At 62.5% G+C, this 19,875-nt stretch carries 19 protein-coding genes and 3 pseudogenes; 8 read left to right on the top strand and 14 right to left on the bottom strand.

The window, feature by feature from the left end; all coding sequences use genetic code 11:
• Positions 1 to 302: 302 nt before the first annotated feature.
• The 3 genes from BS629_RS37555 to BS629_RS37545 all read right to left on the bottom strand — a co-directional run bounded on the left by BS629_RS37555 (position 303) and on the right by BS629_RS37545 (position 3,522).
• A complete protein-coding gene (locus BS629_RS37555; RefSeq protein WP_026188770.1) occupies positions 303 to 950 on the bottom strand; it encodes a BON domain-containing protein in 648 nt (215 codons plus the stop codon).
• A 124-nt stretch (positions 951 to 1,074) separates the two neighbouring features.
• Positions 1,075 to 2,430, bottom strand: a complete 1,356-nt coding sequence (locus BS629_RS37550; RefSeq protein WP_018246465.1) for a trypsin-like peptidase domain-containing protein — start codon at positions 2,428 to 2,430, stop codon at positions 1,075 to 1,077.
• Positions 2,431 to 2,538: 108 nt separating this feature from the next.
• The gene (locus BS629_RS37545; protein WP_026188769.1) at positions 2,539 to 3,522 is read right to left on the bottom strand and encodes a zinc-dependent alcohol dehydrogenase family protein; all 984 of its coding nucleotides are present in this window, start codon (positions 3,520 to 3,522) and stop codon (positions 2,539 to 2,541) included.
• A gap of 164 nt (positions 3,523 to 3,686) precedes the next feature.
• Between BS629_RS37545 and BS629_RS37540 the strand changes: the two genes are divergently transcribed.
• Together BS629_RS37540 and BS629_RS37535 are read left to right on the top strand one after the other, a co-directional pair.
• On the top strand, positions 3,687 to 3,986 hold the full coding sequence (locus tag BS629_RS37540) for a hypothetical protein (protein ID WP_018246463.1): 300 nt from the start codon (positions 3,687 to 3,689) through the stop codon (positions 3,984 to 3,986).
• 1 nt (position 3,987) lies between these two features.
• Entirely contained in the window at positions 3,988 to 4,398 is a 411-nt protein-coding gene (locus tag BS629_RS37535) for a universal stress protein (protein WP_018246462.1), read from the top strand.
• A 10-nt stretch (positions 4,399 to 4,408) separates the two neighbouring features.
• Here BS629_RS37535 and BS629_RS37530 read toward each other — a convergent pair whose 3' ends face one another.
• Both BS629_RS37530 and BS629_RS37525 read right to left on the bottom strand, forming a co-directional pair.
• Positions 4,409 to 4,780: a hypothetical protein gene (locus BS629_RS37530; RefSeq protein WP_018246461.1), complete on the bottom strand. Its 372-nt coding sequence runs from the start codon at positions 4,778 to 4,780 to the stop codon at positions 4,409 to 4,411.
• Between the two features lie 46 nt (positions 4,781 to 4,826).
• Positions 4,827 to 5,285: a pyridoxamine 5'-phosphate oxidase family protein gene (locus tag BS629_RS37525; protein ID WP_026188768.1), complete on the bottom strand. Its 459-nt coding sequence runs from the start codon at positions 5,283 to 5,285 to the stop codon at positions 4,827 to 4,829.
• Between the two features lie 129 nt (positions 5,286 to 5,414).
• Here BS629_RS37525 and BS629_RS37520 point away from each other — a divergent pair.
• Positions 5,415 to 6,236: pseudogene (locus BS629_RS37520) on the top strand (universal stress protein).
• Here the strand turns inward: BS629_RS37520 and BS629_RS37515 are convergent.
• Positions 6,233 to 8,095: a heavy metal translocating P-type ATPase gene (locus tag BS629_RS37515; RefSeq protein ID WP_018246459.1), complete on the bottom strand. Its 1,863-nt coding sequence runs from the start codon at positions 8,093 to 8,095 to the stop codon at positions 6,233 to 6,235. The pseudogene BS629_RS37520 and the gene BS629_RS37515 sit on opposite strands and share 4 nt — an antisense overlap.
• A 28-nt stretch (positions 8,096 to 8,123) precedes the next feature.
• Positions 8,124 to 8,447, bottom strand: a complete 324-nt coding sequence (locus BS629_RS37510) for a TraR/DksA family transcriptional regulator (protein ID WP_018246458.1) — start codon at positions 8,445 to 8,447, stop codon at positions 8,124 to 8,126.
• Positions 8,448 to 8,672: 225 nt separating this feature from the next.
• Here BS629_RS37510 and BS629_RS37505 point away from each other — a divergent pair, with 225 nt between their 5' ends.
• Positions 8,673 to 11,351: a cation-translocating P-type ATPase gene (locus BS629_RS37505; protein ID WP_018246457.1), complete on the top strand. Its 2,679-nt coding sequence runs from the start codon at positions 8,673 to 8,675 to the stop codon at positions 11,349 to 11,351.
• Positions 11,352 to 11,417: 66 nt separating this feature from the next.
• Positions 11,418 to 12,251 (top strand): universal stress protein, encoded by an 834-nt coding sequence (locus tag BS629_RS37500; protein ID WP_018246456.1) that lies wholly within the window; start codon positions 11,418 to 11,420, stop codon positions 12,249 to 12,251.
• Positions 12,252 to 12,469: 218 nt separating this feature from the next.
• Here BS629_RS37500 and BS629_RS37495 read toward each other — a convergent pair whose 3' ends face one another.
• The 5 genes from BS629_RS37495 to blh are packed head-to-tail and all read right to left on the bottom strand — an operon-like array spanning position 12,470 to position 15,720.
• A complete protein-coding gene (locus BS629_RS37495; RefSeq protein WP_018246455.1) occupies positions 12,470 to 13,267 on the bottom strand; it encodes a sulfite exporter TauE/SafE family protein in 798 nt (265 codons plus the stop codon).
• Positions 13,249 to 13,680, bottom strand: a complete 432-nt coding sequence (locus tag BS629_RS37490; RefSeq protein ID WP_018246454.1) for a YeeE/YedE family protein — start codon at positions 13,678 to 13,680, stop codon at positions 13,249 to 13,251. The genes BS629_RS37495 and BS629_RS37490 overlap by 19 nt, the downstream gene beginning before the upstream one ends.
• Positions 13,677 to 14,087, bottom strand: a complete 411-nt coding sequence (locus BS629_RS37485; protein ID WP_018246453.1) for a YeeE/YedE family protein — start codon at positions 14,085 to 14,087, stop codon at positions 13,677 to 13,679. Before BS629_RS37485 ends, BS629_RS37490 begins: the two co-directional genes overlap by 4 nt.
• Positions 14,084 to 14,431, bottom strand: a complete 348-nt coding sequence (bigR, locus tag BS629_RS37480) for a sulfite-sensing transcriptional repressor BigR (RefSeq protein ID WP_018246452.1) — start codon at positions 14,429 to 14,431, stop codon at positions 14,084 to 14,086. The genes BS629_RS37485 and bigR overlap by 4 nt, the downstream gene beginning before the upstream one ends.
• Positions 14,422 to 15,720: a bifunctional sulfur transferase/dioxygenase Blh gene (blh, locus tag BS629_RS37475; RefSeq protein WP_018246451.1), complete on the bottom strand. Its 1,299-nt coding sequence runs from the start codon at positions 15,718 to 15,720 to the stop codon at positions 14,422 to 14,424. Before blh ends, bigR begins: the two co-directional genes overlap by 10 nt.
• 119 nt (positions 15,721 to 15,839) lie before the next feature.
• On the opposite strand from blh, the gene BS629_RS40180 reads away from it, so the two are divergent.
• The 3 genes and pseudogenes from BS629_RS40180 to BS629_RS37465 all read left to right on the top strand — a co-directional run bounded on the left by BS629_RS40180 (position 15,840) and on the right by BS629_RS37465 (position 16,939).
• Positions 15,840 to 15,998, top strand: coding sequence for a hypothetical protein (locus BS629_RS40180; protein ID WP_018246450.1), 159 nt, complete (start codon positions 15,840 to 15,842; stop codon positions 15,996 to 15,998).
• Positions 15,999 to 16,184: 186 nt separating this feature from the next.
• A pseudogene (locus tag BS629_RS37470) lies at positions 16,185 to 16,271 on the top strand (sugar-binding domain-containing protein); the annotation flags it as partial.
• A 161-nt stretch (positions 16,272 to 16,432) separates the two neighbouring features.
• The gene (locus BS629_RS37465; protein WP_018246449.1) at positions 16,433 to 16,939 is read left to right on the top strand and encodes a hypothetical protein; all 507 of its coding nucleotides are present in this window, start codon (positions 16,433 to 16,435) and stop codon (positions 16,937 to 16,939) included.
• Here BS629_RS37465 and BS629_RS37460 read toward each other — a convergent pair.
• Positions 16,893 to 17,232 (bottom strand): annotated as a pseudogene (locus tag BS629_RS37460) (LysR family transcriptional regulator); the annotation flags it as partial. The gene BS629_RS37465 and the pseudogene BS629_RS37460 sit on opposite strands and share 47 nt — an antisense overlap.
• Before the next feature lie 392 nt (positions 17,233 to 17,624).
• Positions 17,625 to 19,875 (bottom strand): BID domain-containing protein (locus BS629_RS37455; RefSeq protein ID WP_198943677.1); only part of this gene is annotated, 2,251 nt, incomplete at its 5' end.

Here is a 19,875-nt window from a genome sequence, read left to right as displayed (position 1 = left end):
TTCGCGCTGTCGCTATTGGTGACGGAACATCGAGGTCGATATCCGCGGCAGATTCAGTCAACGTTCCCGAAAGATCGGTCTTCCAAGGACAACAAGCTCCTGACGCTCGCAACGGAGGTTCTGCATTGGCAGGCAAAAGGTTCGTTTCGAAGACGAGATCGACGCGGAAGTCGGGGCAAGGCCCAAGAGGTGCTCCCATCTTCGAGCTCGGAAATTGATGGCGTATGCGAGGGCGCTCGCACTGGTGCCCTCGCTGCTGAATGGGCTGCGCGGCTTAACGTCCAGCCGCTCCCAATATTCGATCACCCGACCGTCAGCCGGTCGTCGAGAGTGCTGATCCCCGGAGCAGACCATGCAGCGCGCTCCGCTGCCTGCCGTTCTGACCAGGTCTTCACCTTGCCGGATAGGGTGACCTTCCTGCCTTGGACGTCGATTCTGATTGCATCGGCCTCCAGAGCGGCGTCGCGTTGGAAAGCATCCTCGATGCGTTTCTTGACGTCCACGGCTGTAATGCGCGGCTTCAGCTCCACGAGATTGGATACCCCTACAACGCCGGCGAGATCGCGCACGGCGTCGTAGGCTGCGTTCTTTTGATATTGCCACTCGACCTCGCCCCGCAGGGTGACCCACCCCTTGAGGACCCGCACCTGCACGGAATCCTTTGGCACGGAGACGTTCCAGTCGAGCATCTTAACAGCCCGCCGGGCGATGTCGTCGTCGTCCGTTTCCTTGGGTCCGAAGATACGCACTTCAATTTCGGCAGCAATTCCGCGCACGCCCTTGACGCGACTGGCCACCCGCTCGGCGGCTTCCTTCTCCGCGTAGGTACGCACGTGACCGGTCAGGGTTACAATCCCGCTGTGAACCGCGACGCCGATGCCAGCCGCGTCGATGCTGGGCTCGAATTCCATTTCGTCGAGAATACTCTGTCTGAGATGAATGTCGTTCATGACAACCTCCTTCAGGTTTGCGACGTGCCGATGGTGCCAGCGCCGCAGAATTTCGTCGTTGATCTTCATCAACCACGAGAGCGACCTTGCGATCTCATCGGACCGAACACCGTGTGCGAGATCGCTACTGGGTCTGGACGTCGGCGGCCACGAAGAGGCGGTGGCCGTTCCTCACGACCGTGACGAGCGCGCGGGCATGCTCCTTCAAGAGTATTGCGAGCAGTTGCCCGACGTCGGTCACCGGCTGCTGGTCGAGAGCGACGATAACGTCGTCTGGCTGCAGGCCGGCCTGTGCCGCGACCGAACCCTCGGCGACGACGACGACGCGCGCGCCGAGACCGTCGGGGGAGTTCGCCATCTCGACGTCGGCGAGAGGGCCACGGGAGATATGGATGGTACGAGGAGCGGCCGGTTCGGCGACCGGTGCGGCGGATACCTCAGGAAAGGCCTCTATCCTTCGGCTGGCGCGATCGATCTGGAAGGACGGCTTGGACTCCAATGGTAGCGATCCCACAAGCCTGCGGACGTCGGACGCGCCGCGCACCGTCCTTCCGTCGACCATTCGGACGACGTCGCCCGGCTGAATTCCTGCATTCGCAGCCGGCGAACCGGGTCGGACTTCGCTGACGAGCGCCCCCGGCCCTTCATCGACGCCGAACGCTTTTGCAAGACCGGGCGTCAGGTCCTGCGTGACCAGTCCCACCTCGCCGCGTACCAGCTTGCCGGTCAGGATGAGCTGCCGCATCACGATACCGACAGTCTCGGCGGGCACTGCAAAACCAATGCCGATGCTTCCGCCGGCCGGCCCGATGATCGCGCTGTTGATCCCGACGACGACGCCGTCCTCGTTTACAAGTGCGCCGCCCGAGTTGCCGGGATTTGTCGAAGCGTCCGTCTGAATGAATCCTTCGTACCCCTCCGATCCCACGGCGCGGCGTCCAAGCGCGCTGACGATGCCCATAGTGGCGGTCTGGCCCAGGCCGAAGGGATTTCCGATCGCCACGACCACGTCGCCGACATGGAGCGAGGACGCGCTTCCAAAATCGGCCTGAACAAGATGATCGGGTGGAATTTGAACGACGGCGACATCCGTCTCGGGATCGGCGCCGACGAGTTTCGCTTTGAAGCGTCGGCCATCGGAGAGCGCCACCTCGATTTTCGAGGCGCTTGCGATGACATGCTGGTTGGTGACGATGTAGCCGTGGACCTCGTCGATGACGACACCCGAGCCGGCCGATTGGAAGCCGTGCTCTGCCGGCGCGGCGTCGTCAGGTAGTCCGAAGAATTTTCTGTAGAAGGGATCGGCGAGCGTCGCATCCGCGTCGTCGAGTTCCCTGCCCTGCACCGAGATGCTGACGACGCTCGGCACGACACGCTGGAGCATCGGCGCGAGCGACAGGCTGTTTGCAACGGCTGGAGCCGACAACAGGCTCTCACCTGCGATGAAGAGCGCCCCCAGGGCTAGCAACGAACGCGACATCTCTGATCTCCTCGCGGAAGCGCCGCCGGTTGTCGACGGACGTCTTGACGAAGAAGCTTCAGTTTTGCCCGATCGATCCGCATTGATCCTCGTCAACGAGGATGGCGGCTATGGCACGATGATGGCTGCGCCGTTGATGCGGCCTGCCCGCAGGTCGTCGAGAGCCTCGTTTGCATGTTCAAGCGCGTAGACGATGGTGACGCATCTGACCTCGGCCGCCTTCGCGATCGAGAAGAATTCCGCCCCGTCGCCCCGCGTCAGGTTCGCCACCGAGACGACCCGCCGCTCGCCCCAGAGCAGACGGTAGGGCATGCTCGGGATGTCTGACATGTGGATGCCGCCGCAGACCACCGTTCCGCCCTTCCGCACTACGTCGAGCGCCATCGGCACGAGCTCGCCGGCCGGCGCGAAGATGATGGCGGCGTCGAGCGGCACCGGCGGCCTCTCACCGGAGAACCCGGCCCAGACGGCGCCAAGATCAAGCGCGAACTTCCGCCCAGCCTCGTCTCCAGGACGCACGAACGCATAGACGCTCTGGCCCCGATGCTTGCACACCTGCACGAGGATGTGGGCGGCCGCGCCGAACCCGTAGATGCCGATCGTCCTCCCCTCGCCCGCCATCTTCAAGGATCGCCACCCGATGAGGCCAGCGCAGAGAAGAGGCGCGGTCGCCACCGGGTCCGTATCATCAGGCAGTTCGAACGCGTAGCCCGCCTCGACGACCGCATGCGTCGCGAAGCCGCCGTCGATCGAGTAGCCGGTGAAGCCGGGGGCGTCGCAAAGATTCTCGCGACCCTCTCGGCAATATGGGCAGTGGCCGCAGGTGTGGCCCAGCCAGGGTACCCCGCCTTTTCGACCGATAAGACGACGAGGAACGCCCTCGCCCGTTGCGATCACGGTTCCCACAATCTCATGACCCGGAACGAGGGGAAGCTTTGGCTGGGAGAGGTCTCCGTCGCAGACGTGAAGGTCCGTCCGGCAGACGCCGCAGGCCCCCACCTTGACGACGACGTGGCCGGGCGACGCTGGCGGGTCCGGCCGCTCCACGAGACGGAGCGGCCGCCCCACCTGTTCGAGTACCATCGCCCTCACGCTTCCCTCCACCGGCATGTGCCACGCTCTAATCGTATCACCACCTTCCCGACCTTGGCTTGATCCCGGTCAAACATCCGGATTGATGCTCGTCAAAGACGGAACGCCTTGGAGCAGATAGCCTTCTGGACACAGCGCCACGACCTCATCCAAAGGAGACGGACATGCGCGAACAAGAAAAGACCCGCAAGGCAGCAACCGACATAGCCACGACCATTCCTCCAGTCGAGCGAACGTCCGCAGACCTTGTTCTCGAACGTCGGGACGAGGATCGCTGGGAGGTGACGGCGGCAACGCCGCGAGGCCAGGCGTGGGCGAGAGACCATTTCTGCTGCGCGCTCCGGCAATCCTTCACTGGCACCATGTGTCTCGACATCATGAGCGCCGATCGGCTTCTCAAGGAAGCGCATGGCGATGGACTGACCACCGAGTTCGTCAGCCTGTCTGGAAAGGACATATACTGACATGTTCGCCACAGTCGTCTGCGCGATCGGCCGAGGATCCCGGCAACGCATGCTCCAGCTCGTCGAAACGGCCCGCGCGCAGCTCGCGCCCAACGGAAGCCTCCACCTCGTTCACGCTCTGGAGGGTCTGCCCTCGTCGGCCTCTCCGGACGATTGGGCGGTCGAGGTGATGGCCGCCGCCGAGACCAGACTTTCGGAAGCTTTGCGGTCGACCGGCACTCCTGCTTCGATACACGTTCGCGCGGGCAACCCGTCTCAGGTCATCGTCGCCATCGCGAAGGAGATCGCCGCCGATCTCGTCTTGATCGCCTCTCACCGGGACGACGTGGTCGACCGGGTCTTCGGCTCAGTCGTGGAGCACGTCGTGCAGCGCGCACCATGCTCCGTGCTCGTCTTGCGAACGACCCGGTGAGCCGCGCGCTTCAAACAACCGTCTTCGCTTCAGCCTCCCGGACCTGACCGGCGGCGGCGTCTCGATACAGTTCGGCGGCGTGCGACAACGTTCGTGACCCGGCCTCGCACAGCCGCGCCACCTCCCTGGGATACTCCTCCAGCTCGCTCTCAACGTAGTCCGAAAGGGCCTCGACCGCATCACCGTTGTCGATGCTGCAGACAAGTCGAGCCAGGAATTCACAGTATCGTAGCCCTCGTCGCGCGGCGGACGCCGTCAAATCCGTGGTGACCCTGGCCGACGCGGCGCAGATCTCACCTTGAATCAGGAACCCCGTGCTAACAATGGGCGGGAGGTCGGCGTTGAGCGTGGCGCTGCGATGCAGGCTGGGGGGATATGGCATGTGGTGCTCCGTTTGTGGGATGTGGAATCAGCGCGAGGATCGCCTTTCATTCCGTCCTGACTGCGCTTCGACCCGACACGGCCGTTACGACGATCCCGTAGAAGACGTGAGGAGAGCCGTCGAGCATGGGGAGCTCGTGGGGCTTCATGGAGCCGATCTCCCACCAGTCCGAATACTTTTGGAGAAGCGACCATGCATGGAGCCTTTCGCTTCGTCGCGCGTCGCTGTCAGGAAACTCCTCGAACCTGCCTTCGACGACGACGCTCGTCCACCCGCCGGCGCTCGAACGCTGCTCGACGTGAAGGCAGACCTTGTCGTTTCCCCGCATCCAGTCGAGCTTCTTGCCGGGCATGGTGAAGCTATAGGCAACCCCGCTGGAAAAGGCGAAATAGATCGCCGCCACGTAAGGCTGCCCATCCTTGCAGCAGGCGAGATGACCGAAGCGCTCGTTCTCAAGGATCCGGTAGCACTCACCGGGGTTGATCTCCCTCAGCTTGATCGTCATGGCCGTGTCCTCCAGCTTTAATGAAGGCACGATCATAGGAGCTTCGTTGCGCCGCGGCCTTGACAAAGCGCAATGCGAACTCTCTCCGCGGCAGGCATCATGACGGCTGTTTAACCTCAGGAGGCCAGCATGAAGCCGCAGTTCCATCTCCCGTTATCGACCTATCCCGACCCCAGTTCCTTCACCATAGTCGACAATGCTATCGACCTCGCTCGGCAGAACGACGCCGATCTCGTCGCCAGCATCCCGCAAGTCCGGATCCCCCAGGTCCATCAGCCCTTTCCCACTTTTATCGATGTCGACACATGGCGGGAACAAGCAGAGGGGAATAGCCGGCACAGCGGGACTTCGTTGCGGGAACATCTCACTCACGCTGCTTCGGAGACTGGCGTCGAAGTGCGAATCCATGGATTCGAGGCCACGGAGCCGTTCGTCTACGAACGTTTTTCCTAAATCGCCAGGTGTCACGACCTCTCCATCGTCGAGGCCTCGGAACTGTCCCGCCAGTTTTCCGAGACGCTGCTGTTCGGGAGTGGCCGTCCCATCGTACTGTTTCCCGCCACCAGCGTCTGCTCTCGCGTGGACACGATCGCCGTTGCCTGGGACGGCAGCGCCACCGCAGCACGTGCCCTATCCTGCGCCCGCTTTTTCATCGAACGCGCGACCAAGGTGCAGGTCATCTCGATCACCGACGACAAGGAGATCGACGAGGCCAACCGCTCGCTCCTGATCTCCTCGTTGACGCACTCGGGATTCGAAGTGGAAGGCGTATCGATTCAGGCAGGTGGAGAGACCGCGACCGCTGCCATCCAATCGGCCGCGCTGGAACGAAAAGCGGACCTCCTGGTCGCGGGCGGATTTGGCCATTCCCGGCTTCGTGAATTCATCCTCGGCGGCGTCACTCGGGAACTGCTCGTCAAGGCCGAGCTACCAGTGCTTCTCGCCCATTAGAGGGCGCGAAGGGCGTTGAGGATGACCGCCACGTCGATGGCCTCCTGAAGCAACGCGCCGCCAACCGGCGGAAGGTATCCCGCTCCCGCAAACCCCATCGCGATGAGCGAGAGACCTATACCCGTATAGATGCTCTGAAGCGCGATTTTGCGTGAACGACGCGCGATGCCGATCGCCTTCGCTATCTGCGTGAGGTCGTCCCGGACGAGCACGATATCCGCAGCCTCCGCAGCCGCCGCAAGGTTTTCGACGCCCACCGCGATTCCGACTTCGGCTGCCGCCAGCGCTGGCGCGTCGTTCACTCCGTCGCCGACCATCAGAACTCTCCCGTGGACGCGCTCCTTCTCGATGACTGCGACTTTGTCTGCAGGATCGAGCCTCGCCGCGACGTCGTCCAAGCCCAGAGAGCGAGCTATGGCTGTCGCGATAGGCAGCTCGTCCCCGGAAGCGAGGACTATTCGAGAAATCCCTGATGCCCTGAGCTGGTTGACGAGCTGGACGGCGTCTTTGCGAAGCCGGTCTTCGAGCGTGATCGTGCCAGCCGACGCGCCGTCAAAGAGCACCTTCACACGCATTGCGCTGCTTGAACCGTTCGGCCCGGACGGCGGAGCCTCTCCGAAATAGGTGTCTCCTCCGACGTCGACATGCACGCCATCGACGATTCCGGAGATCCCGGATCCCGCAGTCTCGGTCACCCCCGACGGGCGGGTCAACACCAATCCACGCCTATGCGCCTCGTCCACCAGCGCGCGTCCGACCACATGGCCGGACGCCTGGTCCAGCGAGGCGGCCAGCCGCAGGATTCTGTCTGGATGCTCCGGGCCGTCTATCGCGCCGACTTCGGGCTGTCCTGCGGTGAGCGTCCCCGTCTTGTCGAACACTACTACGGTGGCTTGGGCGAGGGCCTCAAGAGGTCCCGCTCCCTTCACCAGAACGCCCTCCTTGGCGGCTTTTGAAGTGCCGGCTGCAAGTGCGACGGGTACGGCCAAGATCAACGGACATGGCGTGGCGACGACCAGGACGGCCACGATCCGTGACATGTCTCCGGACAAGATTGCCGATAGTCCTGCGACCGCGATCGTAGCGAACAGGAACCAGACCGAGAACCGGTCGGCCAGGCGCATCAGCTTCGCCTTGGATCGCTTCGACGCTTCCACGAGTCTGACTATTCCTGCATAGGTGCTGTCCTCGGCACGGCTTAGAACACGGATTTCAACCGCGTCGCCCTCGTTCGTAGCGCCACTCGAAATGCTTCCACCCTTGGCGATGCGCACCGGGAAAGGCTCTCCGGTTAAAACCGCCTGGTCGATCGTTGCGAATTCGCCGACGAGCGCCCCGTCGGCCGGTACGACGTCTCCCTTGCGTATCAGGAGCACGTCGCCGACTGCGACCGTCTCGATCGGAATTTCTTCGAAGCCACTCCCGGCAAGCCGCAGGGCGGTCCGCGGAACTTGCGCCAGCAAAGCCGACATCCCCTCGTCGGCGCGACGATGTGCGTATGCCTCCAGAAACTGACCGCCGGAATACATGAGGCCGACGATCGCTCCGGCGAGATATTCGCCGAACCATAAGGAGGACCCCATGGCCAGGGCCGCGATCAGGTCCAGACCGTATTCCTCTTTCCGCAGCTTCTTGGCGATTTCAACGCAAAGAGACAGCAGACTCAGGCTGGTGCAGCCAACCAGGATTAACCGATATCCAAGGCCGTAACCCGCGAGATAGAAGGCGAATGCGGCCGCAAGCGCAAGCAGCGACGAGAGCACCAGAAGGCCAGACCGGGAGCCGGCTTCCCTCAGTCGCGACAGCCCGCCCTCAGGCCACGTCCACCTACCAGCCCACCAAGCCGCCGCTGTAGCCACCCCTCACCCTCCCATCAATCCAGAAGCCTCAGCGGAACGATTTTGCGCAATCGATGCAGAACGGCGTATAGGGAACCGCCGCGAGCCGCTCCTTGCCGATCGGATGGCGGCATTTGACGCATCGCCCGTATGTGCCGTCGTTCAGCCGGTCGATCGCCGCGTCGATGGCCCCGATCTGGTCGCGCCCCTCGGCTTGCATCTCGCGAAGAACCTCATCGTTTTCAACCTGGGTCGCGCGCTCCTCGCTGTCCTTCTCTAGCGCGACGCAGAGATCCGCATCGATCGCTCCGAGACGACGGACAAGGTCATCCTTCATCGTCTGCAAGACGGTCTGTACTGAGCTTCTAATCATTTTAGTGCCTTCCAATCTTGCCTGATCAATGCGGGTCCACACGCGGCACCGTCGGGAACCGATCCCAGCGCAGCGCGTGGCCGCATAAAGCTGCGGTCCATAAATCGGCTCCAGCATATCTCAGTTCGATCGAAGCTCCTTGATCCCGGTCAATGCATCGTGCGCGGGAGCACATAGGCTGTCGGGGGAGCCTTCAATGAAATCGTCGCGACAAGCCCGGAGCCCATGATGAATCTGACGGCGCAGACACCCGCCCCCACGACGCCTGCGGTGATCGGACTGACAAGCATCGAGGCCGAGGAACGCCTCGCCGAGCTTGGACCCAACACGCTGCCCGAGCCTGAGCCCCCATCGCCGCTGAAGGTCTTCCTCAGCCAATTTCGCAACCCAATCATCTACATCCTCTTGCTAGCATCGGCGCTCTCGTTTGCGACCGGCAGGATCGAAGACGGCCTGTTCATTCTCGTCGTGCTTCTGATCAATGCCTCCATAGGCACCTACCAGGAATATTCGGCGGATCGAGCGGCGGCCGCCCTTCGAAAGCTTGAGCAGCCGTTGGCCAGGGTCATCCGGGACGGGGTGGCTTGCCGGATCGAGGCCAAGCGGCTGGTCATGGGCGATCTCGTTCTTCTGGAATCCGGTGACAGAATCCCTGCCGATCTGACGCTTGTCGATGCGAGCGACCTCCGGTGCGACGAGTCGCTTCTGACCGGCGAGTCGATGCCGGTCTCCAAAGGGCGGACAGTCGAAGGCTCGTCGGATGAAACTCGCAGCGCCCTGCTACTGCTTGCGGGTTCCCTGGTGACGCGCGGGCGAGCCAAAGGCGTTGTGACCGCTACGGGTAGCGAGACGATGCTTGGCGGCATCGCCGTCGAGCTGGGAAAAGCCGGTTCGTCGCAGCCCCCGCTCGTCGCCCTCCTGGCGAAGTTCACGAACGCGCTCGCGGTTTTCGTAGGATTGGCAGCGTTGGTGCTGGTCGTCGCGGGCTTCATGCGGGGCCTCCCTCTGCACGATCTGATCATGATGTCCGTAGGTCTGGCGGTGAGCGCTGTTCCCGAAGGGCTCCCGATCGCGATCTCTGTCGCGCTTGCCGTCAGCATGCGGCGGATGGCCGCCCGCAACGTCATCGTCCGAAGCATGCCGGCTGTTGAGGCCCTCGGTTCGACCACGATAATCGCCACGGATAAGACGGGTACCTTGACCAGCAACGTGCAGACGGTGACCGAAATTCGCCTGCCGGACGGCACGGACATCGCCCTGGACGCCCATGCAGATCTCGACAAGTGCGAGATCAGGGCGAGCGGCCTGGACAGCGACCTTGTCCGCGAGAGGGCGCGCAGGCTGCTACGCGCTGCACTGCTCGCAAACGAAGGAACCCTAGCTCGCCGCGACGATCTCTGGGTCGCCGCCGGAGACACGGTCGACGTGGCGCTTCTTGCAGCAGGACGGAAGGCCGGGCTGGGACAGGAAGAGTTGAACGACCGATACCCGCTGGCGGCAAGGATCGCCTACGAGCCCGAGCACAAATACGCTGCATCCTTCCACCACGGCAGTGATCGGATTCATGTCTTCGTCAAGGGGGCGTCGGAGGTGCTCATAGAAATGTCTGATCGCATGGACTCCGCGGGAAACGTAGTCGAAATCGACCGTGCGTCGCTTTTGGCGCAGAAGGAAGAGATGGCCGCTCGAGGCCTCAGGGTGCTCGCGTTCGCCGAAGGGGAAATCGGCGCGTCCCTCGCCGGAAGCCTCGGACACGGTCACCTTGTCGATCTCGTGTTCTTGGGGCTGGCCGGACTGCAGGACCCGGTCCGGCCTGAAGTGCCGAACGCTATGAAAGACTGCCACGCGGCGGGCGTGGAGGTCGTGATGGTGACCGGGGACGACCCGCGGACCGCTGCCGCGATTGCCAGAGATGCCGGCCTGACCTTTCACGCGGGCCAGGTCGTTTCGGGCCACGACATCGATGAAGCCGCTCGAGCGGGCGACCAGCGGCTGGACGAGATCACGAGAGAGGCCCGCATCTACGCCCGCGTGCAGCCAGCGCAGAAATCGGCGATCGTCGCATCCCTGATCCGCAATGGCCATATCGTCGCCGTCACCGGAGACGGTGTAAACGACGGTCCGGCGTTGAAGAAGGCGCATGTCGGCGTCGCAATGGGGCTCAGGGGAACCGAGGTGGCGAAGGAAAGCGCCGATCTCGTCGTCACGGACGACAACTTCGCATCCATCGTCGCGGGGATCGCAGAAGGCCGGGCCGCCTATCGCAACATCCGCAAGGTGGTGCTGATGTCGGTCGCAACAGGCGCCGCCGAGGTCCTGCTCTTCATGCTCGCGCTACCATTCGGCCTGCCCATGCCGCTCCTCGCTGTTCAGCTCTTGTGGCTCAATCTCGTGACAAACGGCATCCAGGACGTCGCGCTTGCCGGCGGCAGGCCGGAAGGAGACGAACTGGCGGGGCCGCCACGTTCTCCGCTCGAGCCTGTCCTCGACCGGACGATGATCCGGCGCGTCGTCCAATCGACGGTTGTGATCGGCGGAGCAGCGTTCCTTGCCTTCCAGTGGATGATTGCGCATGGATATGGCGTTCCCGAAGCACGCAACATAACGCTTCTGATCTTCGTGATGTTCGAGAACGTCCAGACCCTGGCATGCTCCTCCGAAAGACGATCGATATTCTCCGTCGATATCCTTCGGAACCGGTTCCTGCTCCTCAGCGTGCTCGCCGCTCAGACGATCCACATCTCGGCGATGTACGTGCCGTGGCTTAGCAGAACGCTCGGCCTTTCGCCGATCACGCCTCTTGAATGGGGCCTCAGCATGCTGATCGCTAGCTCCCTCGTTCTCGTGACCGAGGTCGACAAGTTGGTCTCCCGGCGACGCCGCGATCGTTCATCCAATGCTTGACGAAGATCAAAGACGTCGCCGCAAGTGCCGTTATCCTCTCGATATTCAACAAGAGAGGTGATCGAAATGTCCATTCGCACGGTAATGAGCATCCTGACTTCCAAATATTTCGACGAGGACCTGAAGGCCGCCGTGGAGTTTTGCGGAGCCTCCGGAGCGCATCTCAGCGCGGTCGTGATCTGCATGGGCGCGTCGCCGATGATGGGAGAATACAACTCCCTGTCGACCGTCTGGCTGGAAGAACGCCAGCGCGAAATCGAGGAACTCGTCAAGAAAGCCGAAGAGATCAAGGCGTATCTCTCGCGCACCGAACTGTCCTACGATGTGCAGGACGTCTATACGGAATATGCTTTTGCGCGGGAGGACATTGCAGAACGGGCGCTCTATGCCGACGTCGTTCTCGTCGGCCGCCAAGCGTGCAAGGACGAGGAACTCCAGAAGCGGGTCATGGATGGCGCTCTGTTCCATACGCCGACGCCGGTCATCATCAACCGCGGACGGCGGCCGCTCTCTTCCACTTCCAAATCGATCGTACTGGCATGGGATTCGAGCGACGAGGCGTCGCGTGCCGCAAGGCAGGCCCTCGACCTGTTGAAGACGGCCGACTGCGTCTACGTGACGATGGTCGATCCAGTCTCGCGAGAACGGGTGAATGGAGAAGAACCAGGCGCCGACATCGCGAGCTTCCTGTCCCGTCACGGGGTCAATGTTCAGGTCGATCGCGTGGCCAGCGGCGGAAACACGGCCGACGAGGTCCTGAGGCAGCATGCGATGGACCTGAACGCTGATCTTATCGTCATGGGAGCATACAATCACCCTCGCTGGCAGCAGACGCTCTTCGGAGGCGTGACGCGCAACATGATCGAGCAAAGCAGCATGCCAATATTCATGGCGCATTGAGGAAGGACACGGCCGCTTTGCACGCGCGCCGTGCCGGAGTGGCGGCATGTCGCTTTCAGACACGATGGGTACGACCATCACCATCAGCGACGCCGCCGCTGGTCTCTACAAGATGGTCAACGTGTTGGTGTTGCAACGGTCGCTCGCTCTTCATACGCAAGGGTCACTTCTGGCCGGAAGTCGCGGCTCGCCTGCTGTCGAGGCCTTCGCTTGGCGCCTTAGCCCGGCACCACCGTCCCCCAGTTCCGATACAAAATGTATGCAGCAACCACGAAGATGAGCGCTGCGAACAGGCGGTTGAGGATGTTCTTGTAGGCGCTGAGCCGGCTGGCGAGCAGCATGCCGAGTACGCCGCCGACGATGCCGCCGCCGATGAATTCGGCGGCAAGCCACCATTCCACCAGGCCCGAACCGGCATAGTTCAAGGCCGTCGCCAGTCCGAACGTACCAACGGAGAGGAGAGATGTGCCGATCGCGTTGATCATCGGCATGCCCGTCGCCAGCATGAGGCCGGGAACGATCAGGAAGCCCCCGCCGATGCCGAAGAAACCCGATGTAACGCCGGCGGCGAGTGCGACGGTCGCGGTGGCAAGGCACATCTTAAGATCGACGGGCCGGCATTCTATCGATACTGGCTTCCTGGGCTTCAGCATCAGGACGCCGACGACGAGCATGAGGATGCCGAACAGGAAAATCAGGCGATCTCCGTCCATCGCTTTTCCGAGACTGGAGCCGCCGAGGGCGCCAACGACGCCGAGTGCAGAGAAGACGGCCGCGCAGCGCCACCAGACGTGGCCCTTGATCGCGTGGCTGGCAAAGTTTGCGAACGCATTCACCGAAACAGCGAGCGCACCCGTTCCGATCGCGATATGCGGCTGCGTCACCCCCACCACATAGAGCAGAAGGGGCGTTGCCAGGATGGACTCGCCGCCGCCGAGCAGGCCGAGCATGAAGCCGACGATTCCGCCGGAGCCAACTGCCGCCAAAATGGAGGTGTTCACGTCCGTCTGCTCCATACTCTGTCATACAAGGTCATCCCGATCAGCATGGCGACGACGAACAAGAACGTCTGCGGAAGGCCGACCGATAGGGATGCGACTGCCGGACCGGGACAGAAGCCACCGATCCCCCAGCCCAGGCCGAACAAGGCCGAACCAACGACCAGCGGAGCATCGATCCGACGGTTCGTCGGCACGTGGAAGCTGTCGTCGAAGGCGGGACGCTTCATCCGTTTCATCACCTGCACGCCGATAAAGGCGACGACGACGGCGCCGCCGAGAACGAAGGCAAGGCTCGGATCCCAGGCGCCGAACACGTCGAGGAAGCCTTGGACACGGACCGGGTTCAGCATGCCGGACAGCGACAGGCCGAAGCCGAAGACGATACCCGAGGCGAGAGCGGCCACGAATTGGTGGATGTTCCGGTTCATAGTCCGAGACCTCGCAGAATTGCGACGGCGATGACGCCGGCCGTCAGGAACGTGGCGACCGCCACCATCGACCGCGGCGACAGGCGGGCAAGCCCAAGCACGCCGTGGCCGCTGGTGCAGCCCGATCCCATGCGCGAGCCGAAGCCGACAAGCAGTCCGGCCACGATGAGCAGCGGCCAGCCGGTGGTGATCTGCACGACCGGCCAGCCGCCGAACATGAGCAGATAGGCGAGCGGCCCGAGCAACAGCCCGAGCGCAAAGGCGAGATTGGTCGTCAAGCCGATCCCTCGCGCGAGACGCCCGACGATCCCGCTGATCCCGGCAATCCGGCCGTTAAGGAGCAGAAGCATGACGGTCGACACTCCGATCAGCATGCCCCCGACCAATGAGGGGAGATACGCGTTCACTTGTCATCCTTTACGCAGAAAATGTCATAGAGGGCGGCGACCAGTTGCGCGGCCTTCTCTTCCGTCAGGCGGTAGAAGATTTGTTTCCCCTCCCGCCGGGTTTCGACGATCCCGGAGCCACGCAGTACCGTCAGGTGCTGCGACAGATGCGGCTGGTGGAGGTCGAGCTTCTCTTCAAGCTCGCCGACCGAATACTCGCCTTCCACCAGGGTACAGACGATCATCAGGCGCGCCGGATGGGACAGCGTCTTCAGCAGGTTCGCTACCTCTCCGGCCCGGCTGGCCATCTCGGCGGGGGAAAGCCCCGCCCTCATAATCGCCTTTAGATCGGTGGTCATTCCCATGCTGCTCCCTGTAATGCATCGAGCGGAAACTTGAGGTAGCGCCTGCCGTTGGCCTCCGGCTCCGGCAGACGTCCGCCGCGGATGTTCGCCTGCAGGGCATGAAGGATGAGCTTCGGCATCGGCAGCGTCTTGTCACGCCTCGTCCTGAGCGCCACGAATTCCTCTTCCGTCACGCCGGAAAGATGCGGGTTGGACTTCATCTGCTCCGCCACCGTGCTTTCCCATCGAGGCGCCCGACCGTCCGGCTGGTAGTCATGGCCCGTGAATAGCCGCGTCTCGTCCGGGAGCGCGAGGATCTCCTGTATCGACTTCCACAGGACGCGGGCGTCACCGCCGGGGAAATCGGCGCGTGCCGTACCGCTGTCGGGCATGAAGAGCGTGTCGTGCACGAAGGCCGCGTCGCCGATCACATAGGTGATGGAGGCGAGCGTATGTCCCGGAGAGAAAAGCACTTTGGCTTTGATCGAGCCGACCTCGAAGGTCTCGCCATGGGCAAACAGCCGGTCCCATTGGGAGCCGTCGGTGGCAAGCTCAGGCCAGTTGTAGATGCCCTTCCACAGCTTTTGGACGTCCACGACGCGCTCGCCGATCGCCGTTTGTGCGCCGGTCTTCTCTTGCAGATAATGGGCGGCGGAGAAGTGGTCGGCGTGCGGGTGGGTGTCGAGGATCCACTCGACCGTCAGCCCGTTGTCGTGGACGTAGTCGAGGATCGCGTCGGCATTGATGGTCGCCGTCGCACCGGCCCTCTCATCGAAGTCTAGCACCGGGTCAATGATGGCGCACTTGCGGGTCGCGGGATCGGACACCACGTACTGGACGCTCCAGGTTCGTTTATCGAAGAAGCCCTCCACCTGTGGACGGCGCGCGGCCTTCTTCTCAAGCCAGCTTGCCGCGGCGCTGGTGTCGAAGCCGCGGCTGCGTCCGAACTCGACGACCTCGTCGGCAGACAAGTGGCCGTCAAGAACCTCTCCGATGAGGTAGAGGTTCAGCGACCGAGCACCGGTCTTGCAGTGGGCGAACGCAGGCCCTTCGGATTCGTCGACCGCGCGTTGAAACGCACGTATGTCCGCCTCAGTGATCGTGCCGGCCGTGACCGGGATGAACGCATAGGTCAGGCCGCGGTGCTTCGCTTCCTGACTTTCCGCTTGCGTGCCCGGCTGTGAGGGATCCTCGTCGTCCGGTCGGTTGTTGATGAGGGTCTTGAATCCTTTGTCGCGGAGCGACTGGATGTCCTCAATACTCGGCTGCGGCGAGACGGAAAGCTTCTCGGATATCGTTGTAATGCGCATGACTGGCTCCGGGTGAAATTTCATTATATATTCTCATATAATATATAACGACGTTTCATCAAGGCCAGGCGCGGAACTTTGTGCTTGCCCTGTGGTTGCCGCGAAGAGGAGGACGCACCATGGCCACGACAGCAAACCGGGTCAGCGCCCAGACATCAAACGAGATCAACCGACGCCTGCGCTGGCAGATGGAGGATCGGCTCGCCTACTACGAGGCTCATTCCGACCAGATCGAATCCAGGCTGGCGGAACTGGACCGGGAGTGGGACATCGAATGAACGCTCGAGGCGAACGCCTCGACATTGGTATTCACGGGAACTGTTCTGGCGGCCAGGTGGATCGACGGTGGCTGGCCCTGCCGGCCATCGTGACGGGCTTCCTATTCCAACACTCCGTCCAAGTGTGTCGGGCTCCATCCGAAGGGCCTGGTCTTTATCGACTGTCGTCGTCGCCGCTATCGGAAGGACAAGGTTCCTGCGATCCGAGCCGCGCTGCGCGGCGGATACGTGAACATCCTCGTGACGGATAAGATCACCGCGGAGATGCTGTTGGACGAGGCGTGAGGCTTAAGTGAATCTCGGCGGAATAAATGGTCTTGGACCCTAGGTGATCTTCGTACCCACAAGCTCGATGGCGTTCAGGTCCACGCCGGCGCATTTTACAGACTCGAACGTTTCCTAGCTCGAACCCAGCCTCCCAAAAACGCTTGAGTATGGTTACCGAATCCTTGCCGAAACGGCGCCGAAATCTAGCCCTTCGGCCGCCGATTAAGAAGGAATTTGGCCGCGTCTTCCTTTGTCTTGTCGTCGTAGACCTTCAGCACATATATGCCGGTATCGTCATGAATCTCCTGCGGACCAATGGTTCTAGCCTGTTCCAAAAGCCGCAGAAGCAAAGCGAATACTTCTTACGCGCCGCAAAGGCAGTCGAAACACTGAAGGCGAAATTGCCGGACGGTGATCGCTTCAAAATTGCGACATGGCTTCAGAAGGAAGTGGGTTTCTCTGCCTCGGAGGCGAAGTCGTACGTTAATTTCGATGCGGAACTGTCCGCAAACGGCCGGCTTCTGCAGGGAAAACGGGTCTCTCCCGACGCAATCCGAGCACTGATAGCGAGCGATCCCAAGACCCGATCGGAGTGCCTGGTCCGCATAGGACGTGATGACCAGGTGTCAGGCGGGAAACGAGCCAGCACGCCGCGAAGGAAGGTTCCACGCTGATCGTCACCGCCGCCGTCGCCGGTCGGCTGCGGATTTCTTCCAGGCATTGGTCGATCCGGTCGAAGGATAACGTCAAGATCGCCAGCAGTTTGTTGCCCGAAGCGGTCAGATGGACGCCGCGATGGCGGCGCTCGAAGAGCGCCTCGCCCAGCAACGTCTCCAGACTCGCGGATCTGCCGGCTGACCGCCGCCTGCGAGATGAACAGCTCCTGCGCCGCCAGCGTGAAGCTTTCGAGACGGCCGGCGACCTCGAATGTGCGCAAAGCCGTCAATGGCAGGCGTCCGCGTTTCATCCATAACCTCAAGTCATTCGAGATCGACGATAAGCTCGTTTGAAGGCGCCAGGCAAGAGGCGGCATATGATCGCAAAGGAGCGATATCGATGCGTAAGCGGATATTCGAGATCATATTGGCGGTTATCCGGCTGGTGACGTTTCAGCCGCCGAGTGCCGACGATTGACGACCCGTCTTTCTCCGTGATTTTCTGCGAAATCGAGAACCGAGGTAGCAGATCAAGCTGTTTACCGCCGCGCGTCCAGATTTACTCATCAATCGGACAATCTCCGCTTGTAGTTCAGGAGCGAATGCCCTTCTGAGGGCGCGATGCAATCTGACTGCCGTCGCGCCCTCAGAAGAACAGGCAAAAGAAGCAAGACTAAGCTTATGGAGCCTTCCTCGGTTGGTCTCAGAGTTCAATGCCACGGCCACGACTGACAGCCCGCTGGCGCCGTTCCGAGATGATCTGTTCGCTGCTTTCCATGCGCACCGTCCGCTGCAGGACCTTCAACCTGTCCTGCATCGCCTCGAAGGCGCTGCGCTGCGCTTGTGGCACACGGTTGATGAGATCCTTTTCGCCGCGAATGATGGCATTGCGACCAAAGCGCTCGTCGAGTGCCCGGCTGACGGCGGCGAACTCCCGGCGAATGCTGGGATCGAGAGGGGCAGCGGAAGCCGTCAGCTTGCGGTCGTTGTTCTTCGCCTCGGCAGTCAGTCGCATCAGCACGTCTTCCGCCGCCGTCGACAGAGCAGGAATGGCAACCGCCATGCGCCGTCGCTCTTCGGCGATAGCCTGGCGTTCGGCATCGAGCACATTGACGTAGGCCGAACCGAGCGATCGCAAACGGGCGGCGGCTTCAGGCACGGCCTGCACCGCCTCTTTCCGCTCCCGGCCGACGGCCAGCATCCGGTCCATCAGGCGATCGGAACCGCGCAATGCGCCGTAGGCGGCCGGATCGTTGGTCACCGCGGCCGCGATGCGCTCGCCAGCAAAGCCTTTCTGAAGCAGATCTTCGATCTTGCCGACGGCGCCGACCGGATCGCGCCAGATCGCGCTTGCCACCGCCGCCAGCGCTGCTCGCTGCTGGCGATAGAGAGGATCTGAGAGCACACGCGAGCGCGCCTCCTCGTCGATCGCGGTCCTGAACTCGGTGACGGCGGCAAGCATGGGGACATTCTCCATCCCTTGATCGGCACTGGCACCGGCAACAATCTTCGAACGATCCCGCCGCTCGGCGAGATGCTGCTCGTCGGCAAAGCGCTTCACGGCCTTGAACAGCCGGGTCAGCTTCTCGCCTCTGATACTGGCGAGGTCCTCCGGCATACGCTCGACCATGTTGCGTTCGCCAACCGCGTCGGCCTTCGAGGTAAACGCGCTCCAGCCGAAGCGGGCGGTCAGCGCCTCGCTGACCGCCTTGACCTCCTGGACGATCGAGCGATCTTCGGCGGCAAGCGCAAAGGCGGCCTTGTAGGCGTCGTCACCACCTTGCCTGCGCACCGCCTCGATCTCGGTAAGACGTGCCATCGCCTTTTCGGAGAGCGCCGGGATCGGCAATGCCATATGGGCGCGGCGTTGCTGCTCGTGGCTTTCGAAGCGTTCGGCATTCCGGCGGAACTGGGTGGCATGGGCGCGGACGAGCGGCAGCAAGTCCGTCAAGGCAGTGATCGCGGCATTTCGTTCGTCGCGTGCCGCACGACCGTCGACGATCAGCTCGGAACCCCGCAGGCGGCCGAGCCGCTCGGGTGCTTTGGCAAGATCATCGGCAAGCCTGCGCGGATCGACGCTTGTATCCGATGAAAGCGCGTTCAAGGCGACAAGGGCTGCATCCGGGTCACGATAGATCTTCTCCAACAGCGGCCGGAGGATGGCTTCCCGTTCCTTCCAGGCAGGAGACGAAAGCTGTGCCAGCTGCGCATCTTCCTCGGCACTCCTGGCAAAGCCCGTGGTGGGCGGGATCAGATATCGGCCGCGAGCAACATCCGCCTCCAAGACGGTTTGGGGTTCAGCCCGTTCCTCGTTGTAGGCGATGCGCCGTTCCCGCTCGATCGTGAAGCCGAGCGCAACGCTTGCCCGCTCCCACAGCTTCGCCAGCTGCTCGCGCCTCTCGGCAATCCCGGCCCACCGCCGGGAAAGGCTTTCTTCCGCCCCGGCTGCGGCAAGCGAAAGGTGATCGAGACCACGGCGGCGCGCGAAGTCGTCGGCATGGGCGCGATAACCGGCCTCGCTTTCAAAATCGAGCGTCGTCGTCTTGGCGCCGGAACGCGACAGGCGCTCTACCAGCTGCTTGAACACATCCGGTCGATGGCTTTCCCGCTCGATCCGTTGCTGACGCGCTTCGGCGGTTTCGATCCGCTTGGCGGTCCAGACGTTGCGGTCGACCTCTCTTTCCTCGAACCGCTTCTGGCCGGTTTGTTCGTCGACGATGGCAACCTTGATCGTCACCCGCTCGACGCCGTCCTTGCGCAGCGTGACGGTATCGCCTTCTGAGACGCCACCTTCCTCGAGCGCCTTCGGCAGGCTGACGCCCCATAGACGATGGAGGGTGCCGTCATCTGCTCTGACATCGGCATAGGGACTGTCGTCGGCATCCTCGTCATTCGGCCGGAACTTGGCTTGTCCTGTTTCCACGAGCGCGCCGGTGACGCCGGCGGCATGATCG

The organism is Rhizobium leguminosarum bv. viciae USDA 2370 (genome assembly GCF_002008365.1).
GTDB classification, from domain to species: Bacteria; Pseudomonadota; Alphaproteobacteria; order Rhizobiales; family Rhizobiaceae; genus Rhizobium; species Rhizobium leguminosarum.
The sequence above is the reverse complement of the archived record's forward strand: the minus strand, read 5'-3'. Positions and strand labels throughout refer to the sequence as shown.